Consider the following 19127-nt stretch of genomic DNA (forward strand, 5'->3'; position numbering starts at 1 on the left):
GAAGGTGCCTTTTTTCTTATCTCTTAGAGACTACTCGTAGAGCTTACTCTTCTGAAGAGAAACCAGCGTTTAGAAGTGCTGCTAGATTGTCAGTAGCTTGTTCAGCTGAAGGACCTTCTTGCTCTTCTTCACGTTGCTTTTGACGCTCTTGGTGGTATGCGAAACCAGTACCAGCTGGGATCAGACGACCAACAATTACGTTCTCTTTCAGACCGCGAAGATCATCACGCTTACCAGAAACCGCAGCTTCTGTTAGTACGCGAGTCGTTTCTTGGAACGATGCAGCTGAGATGAATGACTCAGTTGCAAGAGATGCTTTAGTAATACCTAGTAGATCACGTTCGAAACGTACTAGTTCTTTACCTTCAGCTTCTAGCTTACGGTTAGCAATCTTAACATTGTGGTACTCAACTTGTTCGCCAGGTAGGAACGGAGAGTCACCAGAATGAGTGATTGTACACTTACGTAGCATTTGACGAACGATAGTCTCGATGTGCTTATCGTTAATCTTTACGCCTTGTAAGCGGTAAACTTCTTGAACTTCGTTCGCGATGTACTGAGTTACTGCGTGGATACCACGTAGACGCAGGATATCGTGTGGAGTTTCAGGACCGTCGGCGATTACATCACCACGTTCAATCTTCTCACCTTCGAACACGTTCAATTGACGGTGCTTAGGAATCATCTCTTCGTAAGCGTCACCGCCTTCACGAGTGATTACTAGACGACGCTTACCTTTCGTTTCTTTACCAAACGACACAGTACCTGTGTGCTCAGCAAGGATCGCAGGCTCTTTAGGCTTACGAGCTTCGAATAGGTCAGCTACGCGTGGTAGACCACCGGTGATATCTTTGTTTCCGCTCGATTTTTGAGGGATACGAGATAGTGTGTCACCAATGCCAACTTCAGCGCCATCTTCGATGTTTACAATCGCTTTGCCAGGTAGGAAGTAGTGAGCTGGCATATCAGTACCAGGGATCATTACATCGTTACCTTGCTCATCAACAAGTTTGATAGCTGGACGCATATCTTTACCTGCTGCTGGGCGAGCTGCTGCGTCTGTTACTTCACTTGAAGAAAGACCAGTTAGATCGTCAGTTTGACGAGAAACTGTAATACCATCGATCATATCTACGAATTGGATACGACCTGCCACTTCAGTGATGATTGGCATGGTATGCGCTTCCCAGTTAGCTACAACTTCACCAGCAGTCACTGCTGCGTTGTCGCCTTTGGTTAGCATCGAACCGTAAGGAAGTTTGTGCTTCTCTTTCGTACGGCCGAATTCATCAATAATCGTCATCTCAGATGCACGAGAAGTGATAACCAGTTTCTTATCTTTGTTGATTACAAACTTAGCATTGTGAAGTTTCACAGTACCAGTTGTCTTAGCTTGGATGCTGTTCTCTGCTGCTGCAGTAGATGCCGCACCACCGATGTGGAACGTACGCATTGTAAGCTGTGTACCCGGTTCACCGATAGATTGTGCAGCGATAACACCAACTGCTTCACCTTGGTTTACTAGGTGGCCACGTGCTAGGTCACGACCGTAACACTGTGCACAACAACCGAAGTCTGCATCACAGGTAACAACTGAGCGCACTTTCATGCTATCTACAGAGTTGTCTTCCATGATTTGACACCACTTCTCATCAATCAGAGTATTACGTGGAATCAGTACATCTTCAGTACCAGGCTTAAGAACATCTTCAGCAACTACACGACCAAGAGCAAGCTCAGAAAGTGCAACTTTAACGTCACCACCTTCGATGTGAGGCATCATGTCGATACCTTCATGCGTGCCACAGTCATGTTCGTGTACTACAACGTCTTGTGCTACGTCTACTAGACGACGAGTTAGGTAACCCGAGTTAGCTGTTTTCAGTGCTGTATCCGCAAGACCCTTACGAGCACCGTGCGTTGAGATAAAGTACTGAAGGACGTTTAGACCTTCTTTAAAGTTCGCAGTGATCGGCGTTTCGATGATAGAACCATCTGGACGCGCCATCAGACCACGCATACCTGCTAGCTGACGAATCTGAGCTGCAGAACCACGTGCGCCGGAATCGGCCATCATGTAGATGCTGTTGAACGATTCTTGCTGTTCTTCTTCGCCGTCACGGTTAATAACTGTTTCAGAAGAAAGGTTATCCATCATTGCTTTCGCAACGCGGTCGTTCGTAGACGCCCAGATATCGATAACTTTGTTGTAACGCTCGCCCGCAGTAACAAGACCAGATTGGAATTGCTCTTGGATTTCGCGAACTTCTTCTTCTGCATCAGAAATTTCAGTGTACTTAGCCGCTGGAACAACCATATCGTCGATACCAACAGAAACACCTGAAAGTGCTGCGTATGCAAAACCTGCGTACATGATTTGGTCAGCAAAGACTACTGTGTCTTTTAGACCAAGCTTACGGTAACACTCGTTAAGAAGAGTAGAGATCTGCTTCTTACCTAACTTTTGGTTAACGATGCTGTACGGAAGGCCTCTAGGAACGATCTGCCAAAGCATTGCACGACCTACAGTCGTATCAACTAGGCCAGTGTTCGTTGTGCTGTTGCCGTCTTCGTCTACTACAGTTTCAGTGATACGTACTTTAACGCGAGCGTGTAGCTCAGCAGTCTTAGTACGGTATGCCTTTTCAGCCTCTTCAGGGCCAGCAAGGTACATACCTTCACCTTTCACGTTGATCTTGTCACGTGTCATGTAGTAAAGACCCAATACAACATCCTGCGAAGGAACGATGATCGGATCACCTGATGCTGGCGACAGAATGTTATTCGTCGACATCATTAGGGTACGAGCTTCTAGCTGTGCTTCTAAAGTTAGAGGCACGTGTACAGCCATTTGGTCACCATCGAAGTCGGCGTTGTATGCCGCACACACTAGTGGGTGAAGCTGAATCGCTTTACCTTCGATTAGTACTGGTTCAAACGCTTGGATACCTAGACGGTGAAGTGTAGGTGCACGGTTAAGCAGTACTGGGTGTTCGCGGATAACTTCGTCTAGGATATCCCAAACGATCGCTTCTTCGCGCTCTACCATTTTCTTAGCAGCTTTGATTGTCGTAGCCATGCCACGAGTTTCTAACTTGCTGTAGATGAATGGTTTAAATAGCTCAAGTGCCATCTTCTTAGGAAGACCACACTGGTGTAGACGAAGGTATGGACCAACTGTGATTACAGAACGGCCAGAGTAGTCTACACGTTTACCTAGAAGGTTCTGACGGAAACGACCTTGTTTACCCTTGATCATATCAGCAAGAGATTTCAGAGGACGCTTGTTAGAGCCAGTGATCGCACGACCGCGACGACCGTTATCTAAAAGTGCATCAACAGACTCTTGCAGCATACGCTTTTCGTTACGTACGATGATGTCCGGAGCAGCTAGCTCTAGAAGACGCTTCAAACGGTTGTTACGGTTGATCACACGACGGTAAAGGTCGTTCAGATCTGAAGTCGCAAAACGACCGCCATCTAGTGGAACTAGAGGACGTAGATCTGGCGGTAGCACTGGAAGTACAGTTAAGATCATCCACTCAGGCTTGTTGCCTGAAGAGATGAATGCTTCAACTAGCTTCAAACGCTTAGTAACTTTCTTACGCTTAGTTTCTGAGTTAGTTGTTTCTAACTCTTCGCGCATTTCTTCCACTTCTTGATGAAGGTCCATTGTTGAAAGCAGATCTTTGATCGCTTCAGCACCCATCTTAGCAGTGAATTCGTCACCCCACTCTTCTAGACGATCCAGATACTCTTCTTCAGTAAGCATCTGAGATTTTTCTAGATCAGTCATACCCGGTTCAGTTACTACGTACATTTCGAAGTAAAGAACACGTTCGATATCACGTAGAGGGATATCCATTAGTAGACCGATACGAGACGGTAGTGATTTTAGGAACCAGATGTGAGCAACTGGTGAAGCTAGCTCGATGTGGCCCATACGGTCACGACGAACTTTAGTCTGTGTAACTTCAACGCCACACTTCTCACAGATAACACCACGGTGCTTCAGGCGCTTGTATTTGCCACAAAGACATTCGTAGTCTTTAACTGGACCAAAAATACGTGCACAGAACAGACCATCACGTTCAGGTTTGAACGTACGATAGTTAATTGTTTCTGGCTTTTTAACTTCACCAAAAGACCACGAACGGATCGTGTCTGGTGAAGATAGACCGATTTTGATTGCATCAAATTCTTCGGTCTTATGCTGTGCTTTTAGAAAGTTTAATAAGTCTTTCACGTTCAGCTCCTGTAAGGAGTTAAAGGAGCTCACCGACTAAAGTGAGCCCCCTTTACCAAGTAATCCAATCTTCTTTTAAAAAAGAGGGATTACTCTTCGTCTTCTAGCTCGATGTTGATACCTAGCGAGCGAATCTCTTTCAACAGTACGTTGAACGACTCTGGCATGCCAGGTTCCATGCTATGGTTACCATCTACGATGTTCTTATACATCTTAGTACGGCCGTTAACGTCATCTGACTTAACTGTTAGCATTTCTTGTAGAGTATATGCAGCACCGTATGCTTCTAGTGCCCATACTTCCATCTCACCGAAACGCTGACCACCGAACTGAGCTTTACCACCAAGTGGTTGCTGAGTTACTAGGCTGTAAGAACCAGTTGAACGAGCATGCATCTTGTCATCAACCAAGTGGTTCAGTTTCAGCATGTACATGTAACCAACAGTTACAGGACGCTCAAACGAATCACCAGTACGACCATCAAACAGTTTAAGCTGACCAGATTCTGGCAGATCACCCAGTTTAAGTAGTTCTTTGATTAACGCTTCTGACGCACCGTCGAACACAGGAGTAGCAATCGGTAGACCGCCACGTAGGTTCTTGATCAGTGTACGAACTTGATCATCAGACAGTTCAGCAATATCAACTTTCTGACGAGTATCACCAAGATCATAAACCTTCTGTAGGAACTCACGGAACTTATGCAGTTCTTGTTGTTCCTTAACCATTTGGTTGATCTTGTCACCGATACCTTTAGCAGCCAAACCTAAGTGTACTTCTAGGATTTGACCGATGTTCATACGCGATGGTACACCCAGTGGGTTAAGTACGATGTCTACAGGCTGACCTTTTTCATCGTATGGCATGTCTTCAACAGGGTTAATCTTAGAGATTACACCTTTGTTACCGTGACGACCCGCCATCTTATCGCCAGGCTGGATACGACGTTTAACCGCTAGGTAAACTTTAACAATCTTAAGAACGCCAGGCGCTAGATCATCACCTTGAGTGATTTTACGACGCTTAGTTTCAAACTTCTTATCGAAATCTGCTTTTAGCTCATCCCACTGCTCAGCAAGTTGCTCAAGCTGTGTTTGTAGCGCATCGTCTTCTAGAACTTGCTCTAGCCATTGCTTACGACCGATCGTATCAAGCTTAGCTTCAGAGTAACCACCAGACAGAAGTACAGCTTTAACGCGGTTAAGAAGGCCACCCTCAAGAATTTGGAACTCTTCAGTAAGGTCTTTCTTAGCTTCTTTAAGCTGCATCTGTTCGATTTCAAGTGCACGTTTGTCTTTCTCTACGCCATCGCGAGTGAAGACTTGTACATCGATGATAGTACCCGAAACAGAGTTTGGTACACGTAGAGAAGTATCTTTAACATCCGATGCTTTCTCACCGAAGATAGCACGTAGTAGCTTCTCTTCAGGAGTCAGTTGAGTTTCACCTTTAGGTGTCACTTTACCAACTAGGATGTCGCCACCCTTAACTTCAGCACCAATGTAAACGATACCTGACTCGTCTAGTTTAGACAGAGCAGACTCACCTACGTTTGGAATATCAGCTGTGATCTCTTCAGAGCCCAGCTTAGTATCACGAGCCACACAAGATAGTTCTTGGATGTGGATTGTCGTGAAACGGTCTTCTTGAACTACGCGCTCAGATACTAAGATCGAGTCTTCGAAGTTGTAACCATTCCAAGGCATGAACGCGATACGCATGTTTTGGCCAAGAGCAAGTTCACCAAGGTCAGTTGAAGGACCATCAGCAAGAACATCGCCGCGTGCAACTGGTTCACCAGGAAGTACAGTTGGACGTTGGTTAATACATGTGTTTTGGTTCGAACGCGTGTACTTAGTTAGGTTGTAGATATCGATACCAGCTTCGCCAGGTACCAATTCATCTTCGTTAACCTTAACTACGATACGAGAAGCGTCAACAGACTGAACTTGACCACCACGTTTAGCAACCGCTGTAACACCAGAGTCAACTGCGATGTTACGTTCAATACCTGTACCTACTAGAGGCTTATCAGCTCTCAGTGTTGGTACAGCTTGACGTTGCATGTTCGCACCCATCAATGCACGGTTCGCATCATCGTGTTCTAGGAACGGGATAAGCGAAGCAGCGATAGATACTACTTGGTTTGTCGCAACGTCCATGTAGTCAACGTGATCGCGTGGGTGAAGACCAGATTCACCTTTTTGACGAGCAGTGATTAGCTCATCAGCAAACGTCGCTTCTTCAGTAAGAACCGTGTTTGCCTGTGCGATAACGAATTGACCTTCCTGGATTGCAGACAGGTAATCAACTTCTTCTGTTACTACACCATCTACAACGCGACGGTACGGAGTTTCTAGGAAACCGTAATCGTTACAACGCGCAAACGCAGATAGCGAGTTAATCAGACCGATGTTTGGACCTTCAGGCGTTTCGATCGGACATAGACGACCGTAGTGAGTTACGTGAACGTCACGTACTTCAAAGCCTGCGCGTTCACGAGTTAGACCGCCTGGACCTAAAGCAGAGATACGACGTTTGTGCGTAACTTCTGACAATGGGTTGTTTTGGTCCATAAACTGTGAAAGCTGTGAAGAGCCAAAGAATTCTTTAACTGCAGCAGAGATCGGCTTAGCGTTGATAAGATCTTGAGGCATGATTGCATCAAGGTCACCAAGGCTTAGACGTTCTTTAACGGCACGTTCTACACGAACTAGACCAACACGGAATTGGTTTTCTGCCATTTCACCTACAGAACGGATACGACGGTTGCCAAGGTGGTCGATATCGTCCACTTCGCCTTTACCGTTACGGATGCCAATCAGTTTCTTCATCACTTCAATGATGTCTGATTCGTCCAGAGTACCGCGCTCTTCTTCTTCTTCACGCTCGATAGAGCTGTTGAATTTCATACGGCCTACAGTTGATAGGTCGTAACGATCTTCAGAGAAGAATAGGCTTTCGAATAACGATTCTGCAGCTTCTTTTGTTGGTGGCTCGCCAGGACGCATCATGCGGTAGATTTCTACCAATGCAGAGATGCGATCTACTGTGCTATCTGCACGTAGAGTGTCTGACATGAATGGACCATGGTCTAGGTCATTCGTGAACAGAGTTTCTAGAGATTTGTGACCTGCTTGAGATAAGTTAGCAAGTGCCTCTAGGCTGATCTCTTGGTTCGCGCCAACGATGATCTCGCCAGTTGCTTCGTTGATGTAATCTTTCGCAGCAATCTTTTCAACGATGTACTCTACAGGTACTTCGATGTGCTCAACGCCATCTTTTTCAAGTTGACGGATATGGCGAGCAGTTACACGACGACCAGTCTCAACGTAAGTCTTACCATTTGATTCGATGTCGAATGACGCAGTTTCACCACGTAGACGATCAGGAACCAACTCCATAAGTAGAGTTTGGTCTTTCACTTCGAAGTTCACTTTGTCGAAGAACAGATCTAGGATCTCTTCTGTCGATTTACCAAGTGCACGAAGGATAATCGATGCTGGTAGCTTACGACGACGGTCGATACGTACGAATAAGTTATCCTTAGGATCGAACTCAAAGTCTAACCATGAGCCACGGTAAGGAATTACACGTGCGTTATAAAGAACTTTACCAGATGAGTGGGTCTTACCCTTATCACTGTCGAAGAACACGCCTGGGCTTCGGTGCAGCTGGGATACGATAACCCTCTCGGTACCATTAATTACGAAAGTACCATTGTCTGTCATAAGCGGAATTTCGCCCATGTAGACTTCTTGTTCTTTAATGTCTTTTACAGTACCTGCAGGCGCATCTCTATCAAAGATAACTAGACGCAGTTTAACGCGTAGTGGCTTTGAGTAAGTTACACCACGAATTTGACATTCTTTAACATCAAATACTGGCTCACCAAGACGGTAGCTAACGTATTGCAGCTCTGAATTGCCGTTGTAGCTCTGAATTGGAAATACAGAACGAAAAGCAGCCTCAAGACCGTATTGACCTTCTGGATCCTGTTCGATGAATTTATCGAAAGAATCAAGCTGGATCGATAACAGGTATGGAATGTCCAAAACTTGTGGACGAGTACCAAAATCCTTACGGATGCGCTTTTTCTCGGTATAAGAGTAAACCATGGGGTTCCTCAGCTCGCTGATAAGTGACCCAAACTGTCCAAACGCTCATTAGAGTGGGACAGTGACTAACAGCTGTTTATTGTGGTTAACAATTATTTCGAAGAAATAACTGTTTTTTTGCTCAGACGATGACGCTTAAACAGCGGGAAATTCATCATAGCCCTACAGCGCAAAAAGGCCGGTGGTTAATAAACCACCAGCCAATAGCCTTGCGGCTAGGAAATTAAGTAATAATTACTTGATTTCAACAGAAGCGCCAACTTCTTCTAGCTGTGCTTTAAGAGCTTCAGCTTCAGCTTTGTCAACGCCTTCTTTAAGCGCTGCAGGAGCTGAGTCTACAAGACCTTTAGCTTCTTTAAGACCTAGGCCAGTTGCGCCACGTACAGCTTTGATAACTTGTACTTTGTTTGCGCCAGCGCCAGTAAGGATAACGTCGAATTCAGTTTGCTCAGCAGCAGCTTCAGCAGAAGCACCACCAGCTACAACTGCAGCTGCAGCAGTAACACCGAATTTTTCTTCCATAGCTTCGATAAGCTCAACAACTTGCATTACAGACATTTCTGCAACTGCGTCTAGGATTTGCTCGTTAGTAATAGACATAACAATTCTCTTTTAAGTCAACAATAAGTTTAAATAGCAACCAGTGAAAAGCAAGGCTTATGCCGCAGCTTCTTCTTTTTGGTCGCGAACAGCAGCGATAGTACGAACCAGCTTGCCAGCAGAAGCTTCTTTCATGCACATCATTAGGCGTGCGATAGCTTCGTCGTAAGTTGGTAGTGTCGCTAGTACTTCAGCATCAGTAACTGCGCCTTCAAATGCAGCAGCTTTGATCTCGAAATCTTTATTCTCTTTAGCGAAGTCTTTGAAAAGACGCGCAGCAGCACCAGGGTGCTCATTAGAGAATGCGATCAGAGTTGGACCAGTGAAAGTGTCTACTAGACACTCGTAGTCTGTACCCTGAACCGCACGGCGTGCTAGTGTGTTACGAACAACTTTCATGTAAACACCCGCTTCGCGAGCTTGTTTACGTAGAGAAGTCATTGCGCCAACTTCAACGCCACGAGAATCAGCTACAACTGCAGAAAGTGCACCACTGGCAGCTTCGTTGACTTCAGCAACAATTGCTTTTTTGTCTTGAAGATTTAAAGCCATTTGGATTAACCTCTGGTTGTGATTACAGCACTCAATACAAAATGTATTGAGCGTTTACGATGTTATTTAAAAATGAATAAATTCACTTCAAACCACAACATCGCCTACGTAGGTTTTATTAAGCTATCAATAATCTAAAGAAAATCGACAGCGCCTACGGTCTTGGGATAGACGATTATGAATTGCTTCAAAAATCACCCAACCACAAATATTAGGCGCAGAAGTATACACTAAATCTGCGCCCAAGCAAATTAGTTTGCTTGTGTGTCAAGACTAGCTTGATCAACAGCAACACCAGCACCCATCGTAGTAGAGATGCTTACTTTCTTCAGGAAAGTACCTTTCGCTGAAGAAGGCTTAGCTTTCTTAAGAGCAACTAGAAGTGCTTCTAGGTTCTCTTGAAGCTGGTTAGCTTCGAAAGTTGCTTTACCGATAGTAGTGTGGATGATGCCGTTCTTGTCGTTACGGTAACGAACCTGACCAGCTTTAGCATTTTTAACTGCTTCAGCAACGTTAGGAGTTACAGTACCAACTTTAGGGTTTGGCATTAGACCGCGTGGACCTAGGATTGTACCTAGTTGACCAACAACGCGCATTGCATCTGGAGAAGCAACAACAACGTCAAAGTCCATTACGCCTTTTTTCACTTGCTCAGCAAGATCTTCCATACCAACGATATCTGCGCCAGCTTCTTTAGCTGCTTCTGCGTTTGCACCTTGAGTGAACACAGCAACGCGGATTTCACGGCCAGTACCGTGAGGTAGCACAGTTGCGCCACGTACGTTTTGGTCAGATTTACGAGCATCGATGCCTAGGTTAACAGCAACATCTACAGACTCAACGAATTTAGCAGTTGCTAGTTCTTTAAGAAGAGCAATAGCTTCGTTGATTTCGTATTCTTTAGTTACTTCAACTTTGTCGCGGATTACGCGCATACGCTTAGTAAGTTTTGCCATGATCTTATCCCTCTACCACTAGGCCCATTGAACGAGCAGTACCAGCAATAGAACGCTTCATTGCTTCGATGTCAGCACCAGTCATATCAGCAGCTTTAGTTTCTGCGATTTCCTGTACTTGAGCGTCAGTTACTGTGCCCACTTTTTCAGTGTTTGGACGACCAGAACCAGACTTAACGCCAGCAGCTTTCTTAAGAAGAACAGCAGCAGGTGGAGTCTTAGTTACGAACGTGAAAGAACGGTCGTTGTATACAGTAATAACTACTGGAGTAGGTAGACCTTTCTCAACAGATTCTGTTTTTGCGTTGAACGCTTTACAGAATTCCATGATGTTCACGCCGTGTTGACCTAGAGCAGGACCAACCGGTGGACTTGGGTTTGCCATACCAGCTGCAACTTGCAGTTTGATATAAGCTTCAACTTTCTTAGCCATGATATTTCCTAAATATTTGGGTACGTGCGCTAGCCTTTAGGCGAGCTCCCCTTAATTTCATTAATTACTTTTCACTTCCTAAGAAGTAAAAAGGCGCGAAATTATAATCATAATTCGCGCCTTTAACAACCCTAAAAAGGTGATTTTTTATACTCTTTCATTTTGAACAGCTTGTTAAATAGTTATCAACAGCTTACTCAAACTAACCGAGTCTTAGTCTAGTTTTTCAACCTGACCGAATTCAAGCTCAACAGGCGTTGCACGACCAAAGATCGATACAGATACCTTAATGCGGCTCTTCTCGTAATCCACTTCTTCAACGGTACCGTTAAAGTCAGCAAATGGACCATCGTTCACACGAACCACTTCACCCGCTTCGAACATTGTCTTAGGACGTGGAGACTCGCTCGCTTTCTCTAGACGGTTCAAGATAGCATCAGCTTCTTTGTCAGTGATTGGTGCAGGACGATCAGAGGTACCACCAATGAAGCCCATAACACGAGGAATGCTGCGTACTAAGTGCCATGATTCATCATTCATGATCATTTGCACTAATACGTAGCCAGGGAAGAACTTACGTTCGCTTTTACGGCGTTGACCTGCACGCATTTCCACTACTTCTTCAGTAGGTACTAAAACGTCACCAAAGAATTCTTCCATGTCGTGCATTTTAATATGTTCGCGTAACGATTGAGATACACGACCTTCATAGCCTGAAAAGGCTTGAACTACATACCAACGTTTTTTTGGAGCTTCACTCATGAATCAGAACCCTCTACACCCCAGTCGCTAGAGAAACTAAACGGACCATAATGCCGTCAATTCCCCAAAGCACTAGAGACATAACAATACATACAGCTAAAACGATCAATGTAGTTTGCATAGTTTCTTGGCGAGTAGGCCAAACAACTTTACGAATCTCCATACGAGATTCTTTTGCAAAATCGATCGCAGCTTTACCTTTAGTTGTTGTTGCTGCAACGCCTAGTGCGGCAGCAATCAGCACAACTACACCTGCAGCGCGAATTACAACAGACAATTCACCATACAGGTAATTACCCACAACAGCAGCAGCCAACAGTACAAAAGCGACTACCCACTTCATTGTATCTGCTGCACCTGAGCTATCAGGAGTTTCAGCGTTTGCTTTCATAAAACCAACCTGTGATAAGTCTTAAATATAGACGACAATAACCCCGCTGTTGCAGGGCACATTCCTTTGCGTTGCAAAACAACACATCTAACAGTCATTTTAGTCAAAAAGACCGTTTAATTCTTTGCTAAGAGCTAAAATTGATGCCAAAACACCCAACTCTTTTTTCAGCGCAGAAAAAGGGCATCAAATGATGCCCTTTTTACTAGTGGTTCGTCAAATCTTATGCAAAGATTTTAGCTACAACACCAGCACCAACAGTACGGCCACCTTCGCGGATTGCGAAACGTAGACCTTCGTCCATTGCGATTGGAGCGATTAGCTCAACAGTCATTTGAACGTTGTCACCTGGCATTACCATTTCTACGCCTTCAGGTAGAGTGATATCGCCTGTTACGTCAGTTGTACGGAAGTAGAACTGTGGACGGTAACCCTTGAAGAAAGGAGTGTGACGGCCGCCTTCGTCTTTAGAAAGTACGTATACTTCAGACTCAAACTTAGTGTGTGGGTTGATTGAACCTTTAGCAGAAAGTACTTGGCCACGTTCAACGTCATCACGCTTAGTACCACGTAGAAGTGCACCAACGTTCTCACCAGCACGACCTTCGTCAAGCAGCTTACGGAACATTTCAACACCAGTACAAGTAGTAAGAGTAGTTTCTTTGATACCAACGATTTCTACTTCGTCACCTACGCGTAGGATACCGCGCTCGATACGACCAGTAACTACAGTACCACGACCTTGGATTGAGAATACATCTTCAATAGGAAGTAGGAACGGTAGATCAACAGCACGCTCTGGAAGTGGAATGTAAGAATCTAGTGCTTCTGCAAGCTCAACGATCTTGTCTTCCCACTGTTTTTCGCCGTTTAGAGCGCCAAGTGCAGAACCTTGAATTACTGGAAGGTCGTCTCCTGGGTACTCGTACTCAGAAAGAAGTTCACGAACTTCCATTTCTACTAGCTCAAGTAGCTCTTCGTCATCAACCATGTCACATTTGTTCATGAATACGATGATGTAAGGGATACCAACTTGACGACCAAGTAGGATGTGCTCACGAGTTTGTGGCATAGGGCCATCTGTAGCAGCAACAACTAGGATACCGCCGTCCATTTGAGCAGCACCAGTGATCATGTTTTTAACATAATCGGCGTGTCCAGGACAGTCTACGTGTGCGTAGTGACGTTCAGGAGTATCGTACTCAACGTGAGAAGTTGCGATTGTGATGCCGCGCTCGCGCTCTTCTGGAGCGTTATCGATAGATGCGAAATCTTTAGCAACACCGCCGTACACTTTTGCAAGTGTAGTACAGATAGCAGCAGTTAGAGTTGTTTTACCGTGGTCAACGTGGCCGATAGTACCAACGTTTACGTGCGGTTTCGTACGTTCAAATTTTTCTTTAGACATGGGGTGTCCCTCTAGGTACGGATTAGGTGGCTTAAAATAAGACCACGCAACCAAAAAAATGGTTTTTTTATTAAAAGGAGAAGAAGCTTTAGACTGGTGCTAATACCCAGAGTCGAACTGGGGACCTCACCCTTACCAAGGGTGCGCTCTACCGACTGAGCTATATCAGCACACAAAAATTGGAGCGTGCAGCGGGAATCGAACCCGCATCATCAGCTTGGAAGGCTGAGGTAATAGCCATTATACGATGCACGCAACACGTAACTCTTTTGAGCTATTTAACCTTTAGAATATGGTGGAGGGAGACGGATTCGAACCATCGAAGGCAGTGCCGGCAGATTTACAGTCTGCTCCCTTTGGCCACTCGGGAACCCCTCCAAATTTTGATCTTTCTCTCGCTCTCTATAAATAGAGGGGGGAAAGTGGTGCCGACTACCGGAGTCGAACTGGTGACCTACTGATTACAAGTCAGTTGCTCTACCTACTGAGCTAAGTCGGCACAAGTGGGGCGCATTTTATTGAATGATTTTCCACCTTGCAATAGTAAATTGCAAAAAAGTGAAAAATTCTCTTATCAAATTCATATATACGGTTATTTAGCTCAAGGTTTCTGCCTTTAATCCGCATCTAGTAAAGGAAGATATTTAATTTATCTATCGCTTGATGTATTTTCCATGCACTTGTTTTGTTATCCACTATAGAGTTTTGTATGAGCCCATTTATGTCATTTGACCGCGCGCAGTGGTCTGAACTAAGGAATTTAGTTCCAATGACACTTTCTGAGAGCGATTTGAAAGAGCTTCAAGGCATCAATGAAAAGCTGACAATGGAAGAAGCCGTAGAGATTTATCTACCGTTATCGCGCCTGTTAAACCTCTATGTGGCCGCTCGACAAAATAGAAACTCAGTACTTCATCAATTTCTGGATAAGAAAGAAACTGCGCCACCATTCATTATTGGTATCGCGGGTAGTGTAGCGGTAGGGAAAAGTACAACCGCTCGTCTACTGAAAGCGTTGCTATCTCGTTGGGAAAACCATCCTAAAGTTGAACTGGTTACGACAGATGGATTCTTATACCCCAATGAAATACTGGAAGAAAAAGGCTTAATGAGTAAGAAAGGGTTCCCTGAGTCTTATGATATTAAAGCGCTAGTCAATTTCGTATCAGACGTGAAGGCATGCAAGCGTAATGTGACAGCACCAGTGTATTCTCACCTCACCTACAACATTACCAAGGAAGTAAAAGAGGTCGACTTACCTGATGTGCTCATTATTGAAGGACTCAACGTTCTACAAAGCGGTATGAATTACCCACACGAGCCTCATAGAGTCTTTATTTCAGACTTCCTCGACTTCTCGTTGTATGTCGATGCCGAAAGCGCTCAAATTCAACAATGGTATGTAAATCGTTTTATGAAGTTTCGTGAAGGTGCCTTCGCTAAACCAGGGTCATACTTCGGGCACTACACTAAATTATCAGATCTAGCCGCTAAGGAAAAAGCAGAAGGTATTTGGCAATCAATCAATGGTTTAAACCTAGAGCAAAATATCCTTCCGACCAGAGAAAGAGCTCACCTGATTTTACGTAAAGGCGCAGATCATATGGTTGAGGAAGTGTTACTAAGAAAGTAGTAACCTCTTAATCCCCTTTTCTTAGGGATATCTCTCCACCGATATAGCTCTCAACACCGTTCTCAGTTTTGAGTAACACGGCACCTTGTTCATCGATACCCTGTACAACACCTTCAATTTCTCTAGGTCCAATGATCAGTCTAACGTTGCGACCTAAGAAGTTATCTAAACGATTCCAGCGTTCGACAAAATTCGACATCCCTTTCAATTCATAATCGACGAGTGATTTGTCCCAAGCATTAATCAAAGCCTGAGCTAAGTCATTACGATCTGGCACTTTCCCATCACACACTTCTTTGAGAGAGGTCCATGGCTGGCCAATACCTGATGTTGTTGGATCCATAGATAGATTAAGCCCCAAACCAATCACAATATGAGCAGCTCCACCAGATTGCCCTGACAGCTCTACCAAGATGCCTGCGAGCTTCTTATCATTATGATAAAGGTCGTTCGGCCACTTTAGTTTAACGCCTTCAACTCCCATATCCTCCAACGCCTCTACAACGGCGACACCAACCACAAGACTCAGCCCCATAGCCGCAGCCATACCGGCATCGAGTCGCCAGTACATTGAAAGGTAAAGATTGGCACCGAATGGTGATACCCATTCACGTCCACGACGTCCACGACCCGCAGCTTGATATTCAGCAACGCAGACCGAACCTGACTCAAGGGTGCTAGTACGCTCTAACAGGTGTTGGTTTGTTGAGCCTATGATTGGAATCAACTCCAGAGAAGCTTCACTGCTGACAGCAGACAACCTCTCCTGATCAAGCATATCCAAACGACTGGCTAACTTATATCCCTTACCCTGCACTCGATAGATATCCAAACCCCACTCTTGAATACCTTTAATATGCTTGCTGATAGCGGCTCTCGACACACCCATCATGTCACCCAGATCTTCACCAGAGTGAAACTCACCATCAGCAAGACATTTTAGTAATGTGAGCTTGGTACTGTGTTCTCTCATACCATGACCTCCAAAGCCTTGTCTAAGTTTGTCTCACTGTCTTGCCCCATAAAGCGAACTTCGTGCTCCAATGGAATGTCGAACTTGTCTAGGACAGCTTGACGTACTCGTGATGCAAGTCTGAGGATATCCGCAGCAGACGCTTCATCGTAATTGATGATAACTAAAGCTTGATTTGGATGAACTTGAGCACCACCTTCAATCACACCTTTAAACTGGCATTGATCAATGAGCCACCCAGCGGCGACTTTGATCATGTCGTTACTCTCATAACCGACAATGTTTGGGTATAAGGCAAACAGCCGATCAAAATGATCTTTGCTGATTACAGGGTTTTTGAAGAAACTTCCCGCATTACCCTGCACAGAAGGGTCTGGTAGCTTGCTTGAGCGTATAGCACACACTTCATTAAATATAGAACGAGGAGAAAGTGTCTCTAAAGGTAAGCTTTTAAGCGGGCCGTAGTGGTTACATGGCTTCCACTCTTTAGCTAATGTTAAGCCAATCGCGACAACAATCGCTTTGCCGTAGAGAGCGTGCTTAAAAATAGAATCTCGATAACCAAAAAGACATTCATCTTTGCTCAATCGCTTAACTGTATAAGTATCCAGGCAAAGGATATCAACGTATTCACATACATCTTGTAGTTCCACGCCATAGGCGCCGATATTCTGAATAGGTGCAGAGCCTGAGCAACCAGGAATCATGGCTAAGTTCTCTAAACCACCTAGTCCATGCTCCACACTCCACTCAACAAGGCTAGGCCAGTCTTCCCCACCAGATACATGTAGAGAGTAGCTTTCTGAGCTTTCTGTTAACTCAATACCACTTAATCGATTAATAATGACCAAGCCCGAAAAGTGCTGAGTAAAGAGCATATTACTCCCTTTCCCGAGCATTAACTTAGGTAAGGCAGACCATTGAGGGTCTTGATATACAGAGATGAGTTCATCAACAGAGGTGACTTCGACAAGTACATCGCAAGTCTGCTCGATCGAAAAAGTATGAACATTTTTTAAGCTAGCATTGAGATAAGATTGCATGGCGATATTTAATTAAATTACACTGCCGATATTCTAACGCAGATAAACAAATGGCGCAGTGACTGAATGAACAATGTCATCATTACTCAATTAGACCCGGTAAAGGTTCCCCTCGTTAAGCGTTTTTACAAAGAGCATTACCCAACAGGTAAAGCCAACAAAAGCGAGCAAATCTACTCATTAGAATTAGACGGCCAGTTATGTGGTGTGGTTCGCTTTCGAACGATAGAAGATTCACGCTTATTGACAGGAATGGCTATCTCTAAGGAATACCGCGGCAAGCGATTAGGTTCACAGCTAATGGATTATTGTGTTCTTCACACGTTAACGGAAAAAGATTATTGCTTCGCCTATTCTCATCTGACTAATTTCTACAATCGTCATCAATTCATACAAATCGATCCTAATGAACTACCAAATGGTTTAAGAGTCTTATATGAGCGCTATTCGAATAGCGGAAAAGATCTCATTCCTATGCATTATCAGCAAAATTGTTAGAGAATGACTCGATTATCTAGTATTTGATGCTATCCCTTTGGTAAAATTGAAGGTTCGCAATTTTGCATATTTTTAAGGTAAAACAGTCAATATGATTGCTAGTAGGAATCCATTCATACAGTTGCCAACCATAGCGCAGAATCCTGACAAGTTTGAAGTACTGCTATCAGCGCAAGAGTTCCGAACTCGCTTACTTGATGAGATATCTCGTGCAACTACTCGTATTAGTTTAGTTGCTCTGTATCTTGAAGATGATGACGCTGGCCGTGAGATCCTAACTGCCTTATACGAAGCAAAGCAACAGAACCCAGAATTAGACGTGAGCGTTTGTGTCGATTGGCATAGAGCTCAGCGTGGATTGATTGGTGCGGAGTCCTCTGAGGGCAATGCAGCAATGTACAAAGAGTTTGCTGATAAATACCAGCATACAGTACCAGTTTACGGCATTCCTGTTCGTGGCAAGGAAGTGTTTGGTGTATTGCATCTAAAAGGCTTTATTGTCGATGACAGCGTGATATACAGCGGTGCTAGCCTTAACAATATCTATTTAAGTTATCATGATCGTTACCGTTTCGATCGCTACCATGTTTTAAACAACGCAACACTTGCGGACTCAATGTTCTCCTATGTCCAAGAACAAATGATCTCAGACATCGCTGTTTACGATCTTGCTGATAAGAACAAACCGCTTACTAAAGAGTTAAAGCCAGCAATCCGTCAATTCAGAGCATCGTTAGCACGCTCTCAATACAAGTTCGATTCTCAAGAAGTCTCTGCAGATCAAGTGGCTGTAACACCTTTAGTTGGTATAGGTAAGAGACGTAATCGCCTAAATCAGGGAATTAACCAACTGGTAGCTCAGGCTAAAGATGAAATTTTCATTTGTACGCCATATTTCAATTTTCCACCAAGCCTAGCGAAGGAAGTGAAGAAAGCACTTAAGCGTGGCGTAAAGGTCACGATTGTTGTCGGCGACAAAACAGCGAATGATTTCTTTATCTCACCGGAGGAAGAGTTTAAAACGATTGGTGGCTTGCCTTACTTATACGAATTGAACCTGCGTCGATTTGCGAAGGCTAATGAAGCGAATATAGCAAGCCGTAACCTGTCTATCCGACTTTGGCAACACGATTCCAACAGCTTCCATTTGAAGGGTATTTGGGTTGATAAACGCTACATGCTGCTAACGGGTAATAACCTAAACCCGCGCGCATGGAAATTAGATCTAGAGAATGGCATATTCATCCAAGATAACTATCATCATCTAACGGATAAATTCCAAGCTGAGGTTGATAATATTGTTCAACACACACAGCTTATTTGCACCTATAAACAGTTAGATAAAGTAGATAGCTACCCAATGGAAGTACAGAAACTGATTCGAAAGATCACTCGAGTTAAAGCAGACAGAGTTCTTAAACAAATACTCTAATCGTATTTTCCGTAGTCTAAATGCCTAGCAATTGCTGGGCATTTTTATATCTGCGTTAGAACCTCAAACTTAACCCCGAATG

14 protein-coding genes and 4 tRNA genes are annotated in these 19127 nt (G+C 44.3%); 3 read left to right on the forward strand and 15 right to left on the reverse strand.

Translation table 11 applies throughout. From position 1 onward, the window contains the following. Nucleotides 1–43: 43 nt before the first annotated feature. The 13 genes from rpoC to QUF19_RS16170 all read right to left on the reverse strand — a co-directional run bounded on the left by rpoC (nucleotide 44) and on the right by QUF19_RS16170 (nucleotide 13965). On the reverse strand, nucleotides 44–4246 hold the full coding sequence (rpoC, locus tag QUF19_RS16110; RefSeq protein ID WP_102438409.1) for a DNA-directed RNA polymerase subunit beta': 4203 nt from the start codon (nucleotides 4244–4246) through the stop codon (nucleotides 44–46). Between the two features lie 89 nt (nucleotides 4247–4335). Then, on the reverse strand, nucleotides 4336–8364 hold the full coding sequence (gene rpoB, locus QUF19_RS16115; RefSeq protein WP_017104578.1) for a DNA-directed RNA polymerase subunit beta: 4029 nt from the start codon (nucleotides 8362–8364) through the stop codon (nucleotides 4336–4338). Between the two features lie 234 nt (nucleotides 8365–8598). Next, the gene (rplL, locus tag QUF19_RS16120) at nucleotides 8599–8964 is read right to left on the reverse strand and encodes a 50S ribosomal protein L7/L12 (protein ID WP_004729770.1); all 366 of its coding nucleotides are present in this window, start codon (nucleotides 8962–8964) and stop codon (nucleotides 8599–8601) included. Nucleotides 8965–9021: 57 nt separating this feature from the next. After that, complete coding sequence (gene rplJ, locus QUF19_RS16125) at nucleotides 9022–9516, reverse strand: 50S ribosomal protein L10 (protein ID WP_010435550.1); 495 nt, start codon at nucleotides 9514–9516, stop codon at nucleotides 9022–9024. Between the two features lie 251 nt (nucleotides 9517–9767). Next, nucleotides 9768–10472, reverse strand: coding sequence for a 50S ribosomal protein L1 (rplA, locus tag QUF19_RS16130; protein ID WP_017104577.1), 705 nt, complete (start codon nucleotides 10470–10472; stop codon nucleotides 9768–9770). A gap of 4 nt (nucleotides 10473–10476) precedes the next feature. Beyond that, nucleotides 10477–10905 carry a 50S ribosomal protein L11 gene (gene rplK / locus QUF19_RS16135; RefSeq protein ID WP_010435555.1) on the reverse strand — a complete coding sequence of 143 codons (429 nt, stop codon included), beginning with the start codon at nucleotides 10903–10905 and terminating at the stop codon, nucleotides 10477–10479. A 213-nt stretch (nucleotides 10906–11118) separates the two neighbouring features. Further along, a complete protein-coding gene (gene nusG / locus QUF19_RS16140; protein WP_012605006.1) occupies nucleotides 11119–11667 on the reverse strand; it encodes a transcription termination/antitermination protein NusG in 549 nt (182 codons plus the stop codon). Between the two features lie 13 nt (nucleotides 11668–11680). Further along, nucleotides 11681–12058 carry a preprotein translocase subunit SecE gene (gene secE, locus QUF19_RS16145; protein ID WP_017096511.1) on the reverse strand — a complete coding sequence of 126 codons (378 nt, stop codon included), beginning with the start codon at nucleotides 12056–12058 and terminating at the stop codon, nucleotides 11681–11683. Between the two features lie 223 nt (nucleotides 12059–12281). Next, the gene (gene tuf / locus QUF19_RS16150) at nucleotides 12282–13466 is read right to left on the reverse strand and encodes an elongation factor Tu (protein WP_012604914.1); all 1185 of its coding nucleotides are present in this window, start codon (nucleotides 13464–13466) and stop codon (nucleotides 12282–12284) included. A gap of 94 nt (nucleotides 13467–13560) precedes the next feature. Beyond that, nucleotides 13561–13636, reverse strand: a tRNA-Thr gene (locus QUF19_RS16155). A 10-nt stretch (nucleotides 13637–13646) separates the two neighbouring features. Then, nucleotides 13647–13721: transfer RNA gene (locus QUF19_RS16160), tRNA-Gly, on the reverse strand. A 38-nt stretch (nucleotides 13722–13759) separates the two neighbouring features. Beyond that, nucleotides 13760–13844, reverse strand: a tRNA-Tyr gene (locus QUF19_RS16165). A 45-nt stretch (nucleotides 13845–13889) separates the two neighbouring features. After that, nucleotides 13890–13965, reverse strand: a tRNA-Thr gene (locus tag QUF19_RS16170). A gap of 210 nt (nucleotides 13966–14175) precedes the next feature. On the opposite strand from QUF19_RS16170, the gene coaA reads away from it, so the two are divergent. After that, a complete protein-coding gene (gene coaA / locus QUF19_RS16175; protein WP_017078366.1) occupies nucleotides 14176–15099 on the forward strand; it encodes a type I pantothenate kinase in 924 nt (307 codons plus the stop codon). A gap of 7 nt (nucleotides 15100–15106) precedes the next feature. Here the strand turns inward: coaA and birA are convergent, their stop codons facing one another. Beyond that, entirely contained in the window at nucleotides 15107–16072 is a 966-nt protein-coding gene (gene birA, locus QUF19_RS16180) for a bifunctional biotin--[acetyl-CoA-carboxylase] ligase/biotin operon repressor BirA (protein WP_286295007.1), read from the reverse strand. Next, nucleotides 16069–17115 carry a UDP-N-acetylmuramate dehydrogenase gene (gene murB, locus QUF19_RS16185; RefSeq protein ID WP_286295009.1) on the reverse strand — a complete coding sequence of 349 codons (1047 nt, stop codon included), beginning with the start codon at nucleotides 17113–17115 and terminating at the stop codon, nucleotides 16069–16071. Before murB ends, birA begins: the two co-directional genes overlap by 4 nt. A gap of 66 nt (nucleotides 17116–17181) precedes the next feature. Here murB and QUF19_RS16190 point away from each other — a divergent pair, with 66 nt between their 5' ends. Together QUF19_RS16190 and pssA are read left to right on the forward strand one after the other, a co-directional pair. Further along, nucleotides 17182–17613 carry a GNAT family N-acetyltransferase gene (locus tag QUF19_RS16190; RefSeq protein WP_286295011.1) on the forward strand — a complete coding sequence of 144 codons (432 nt, stop codon included), beginning with the start codon at nucleotides 17182–17184 and terminating at the stop codon, nucleotides 17611–17613. Nucleotides 17614–17704: 91 nt separating this feature from the next. Then, a complete protein-coding gene (gene pssA, locus QUF19_RS16195) occupies nucleotides 17705–19045 on the forward strand; it encodes a CDP-diacylglycerol--serine O-phosphatidyltransferase (protein ID WP_286295012.1) in 1341 nt (446 codons plus the stop codon). The last annotated feature ends 82 nt before the right edge of the window (nucleotides 19046–19127 follow it).

The organism is Vibrio sp. FE10, from assembly GCF_030297155.1.
Classification (GTDB): domain Bacteria; phylum Pseudomonadota; class Gammaproteobacteria; order Enterobacterales; family Vibrionaceae; genus Vibrio; species Vibrio apostichopi.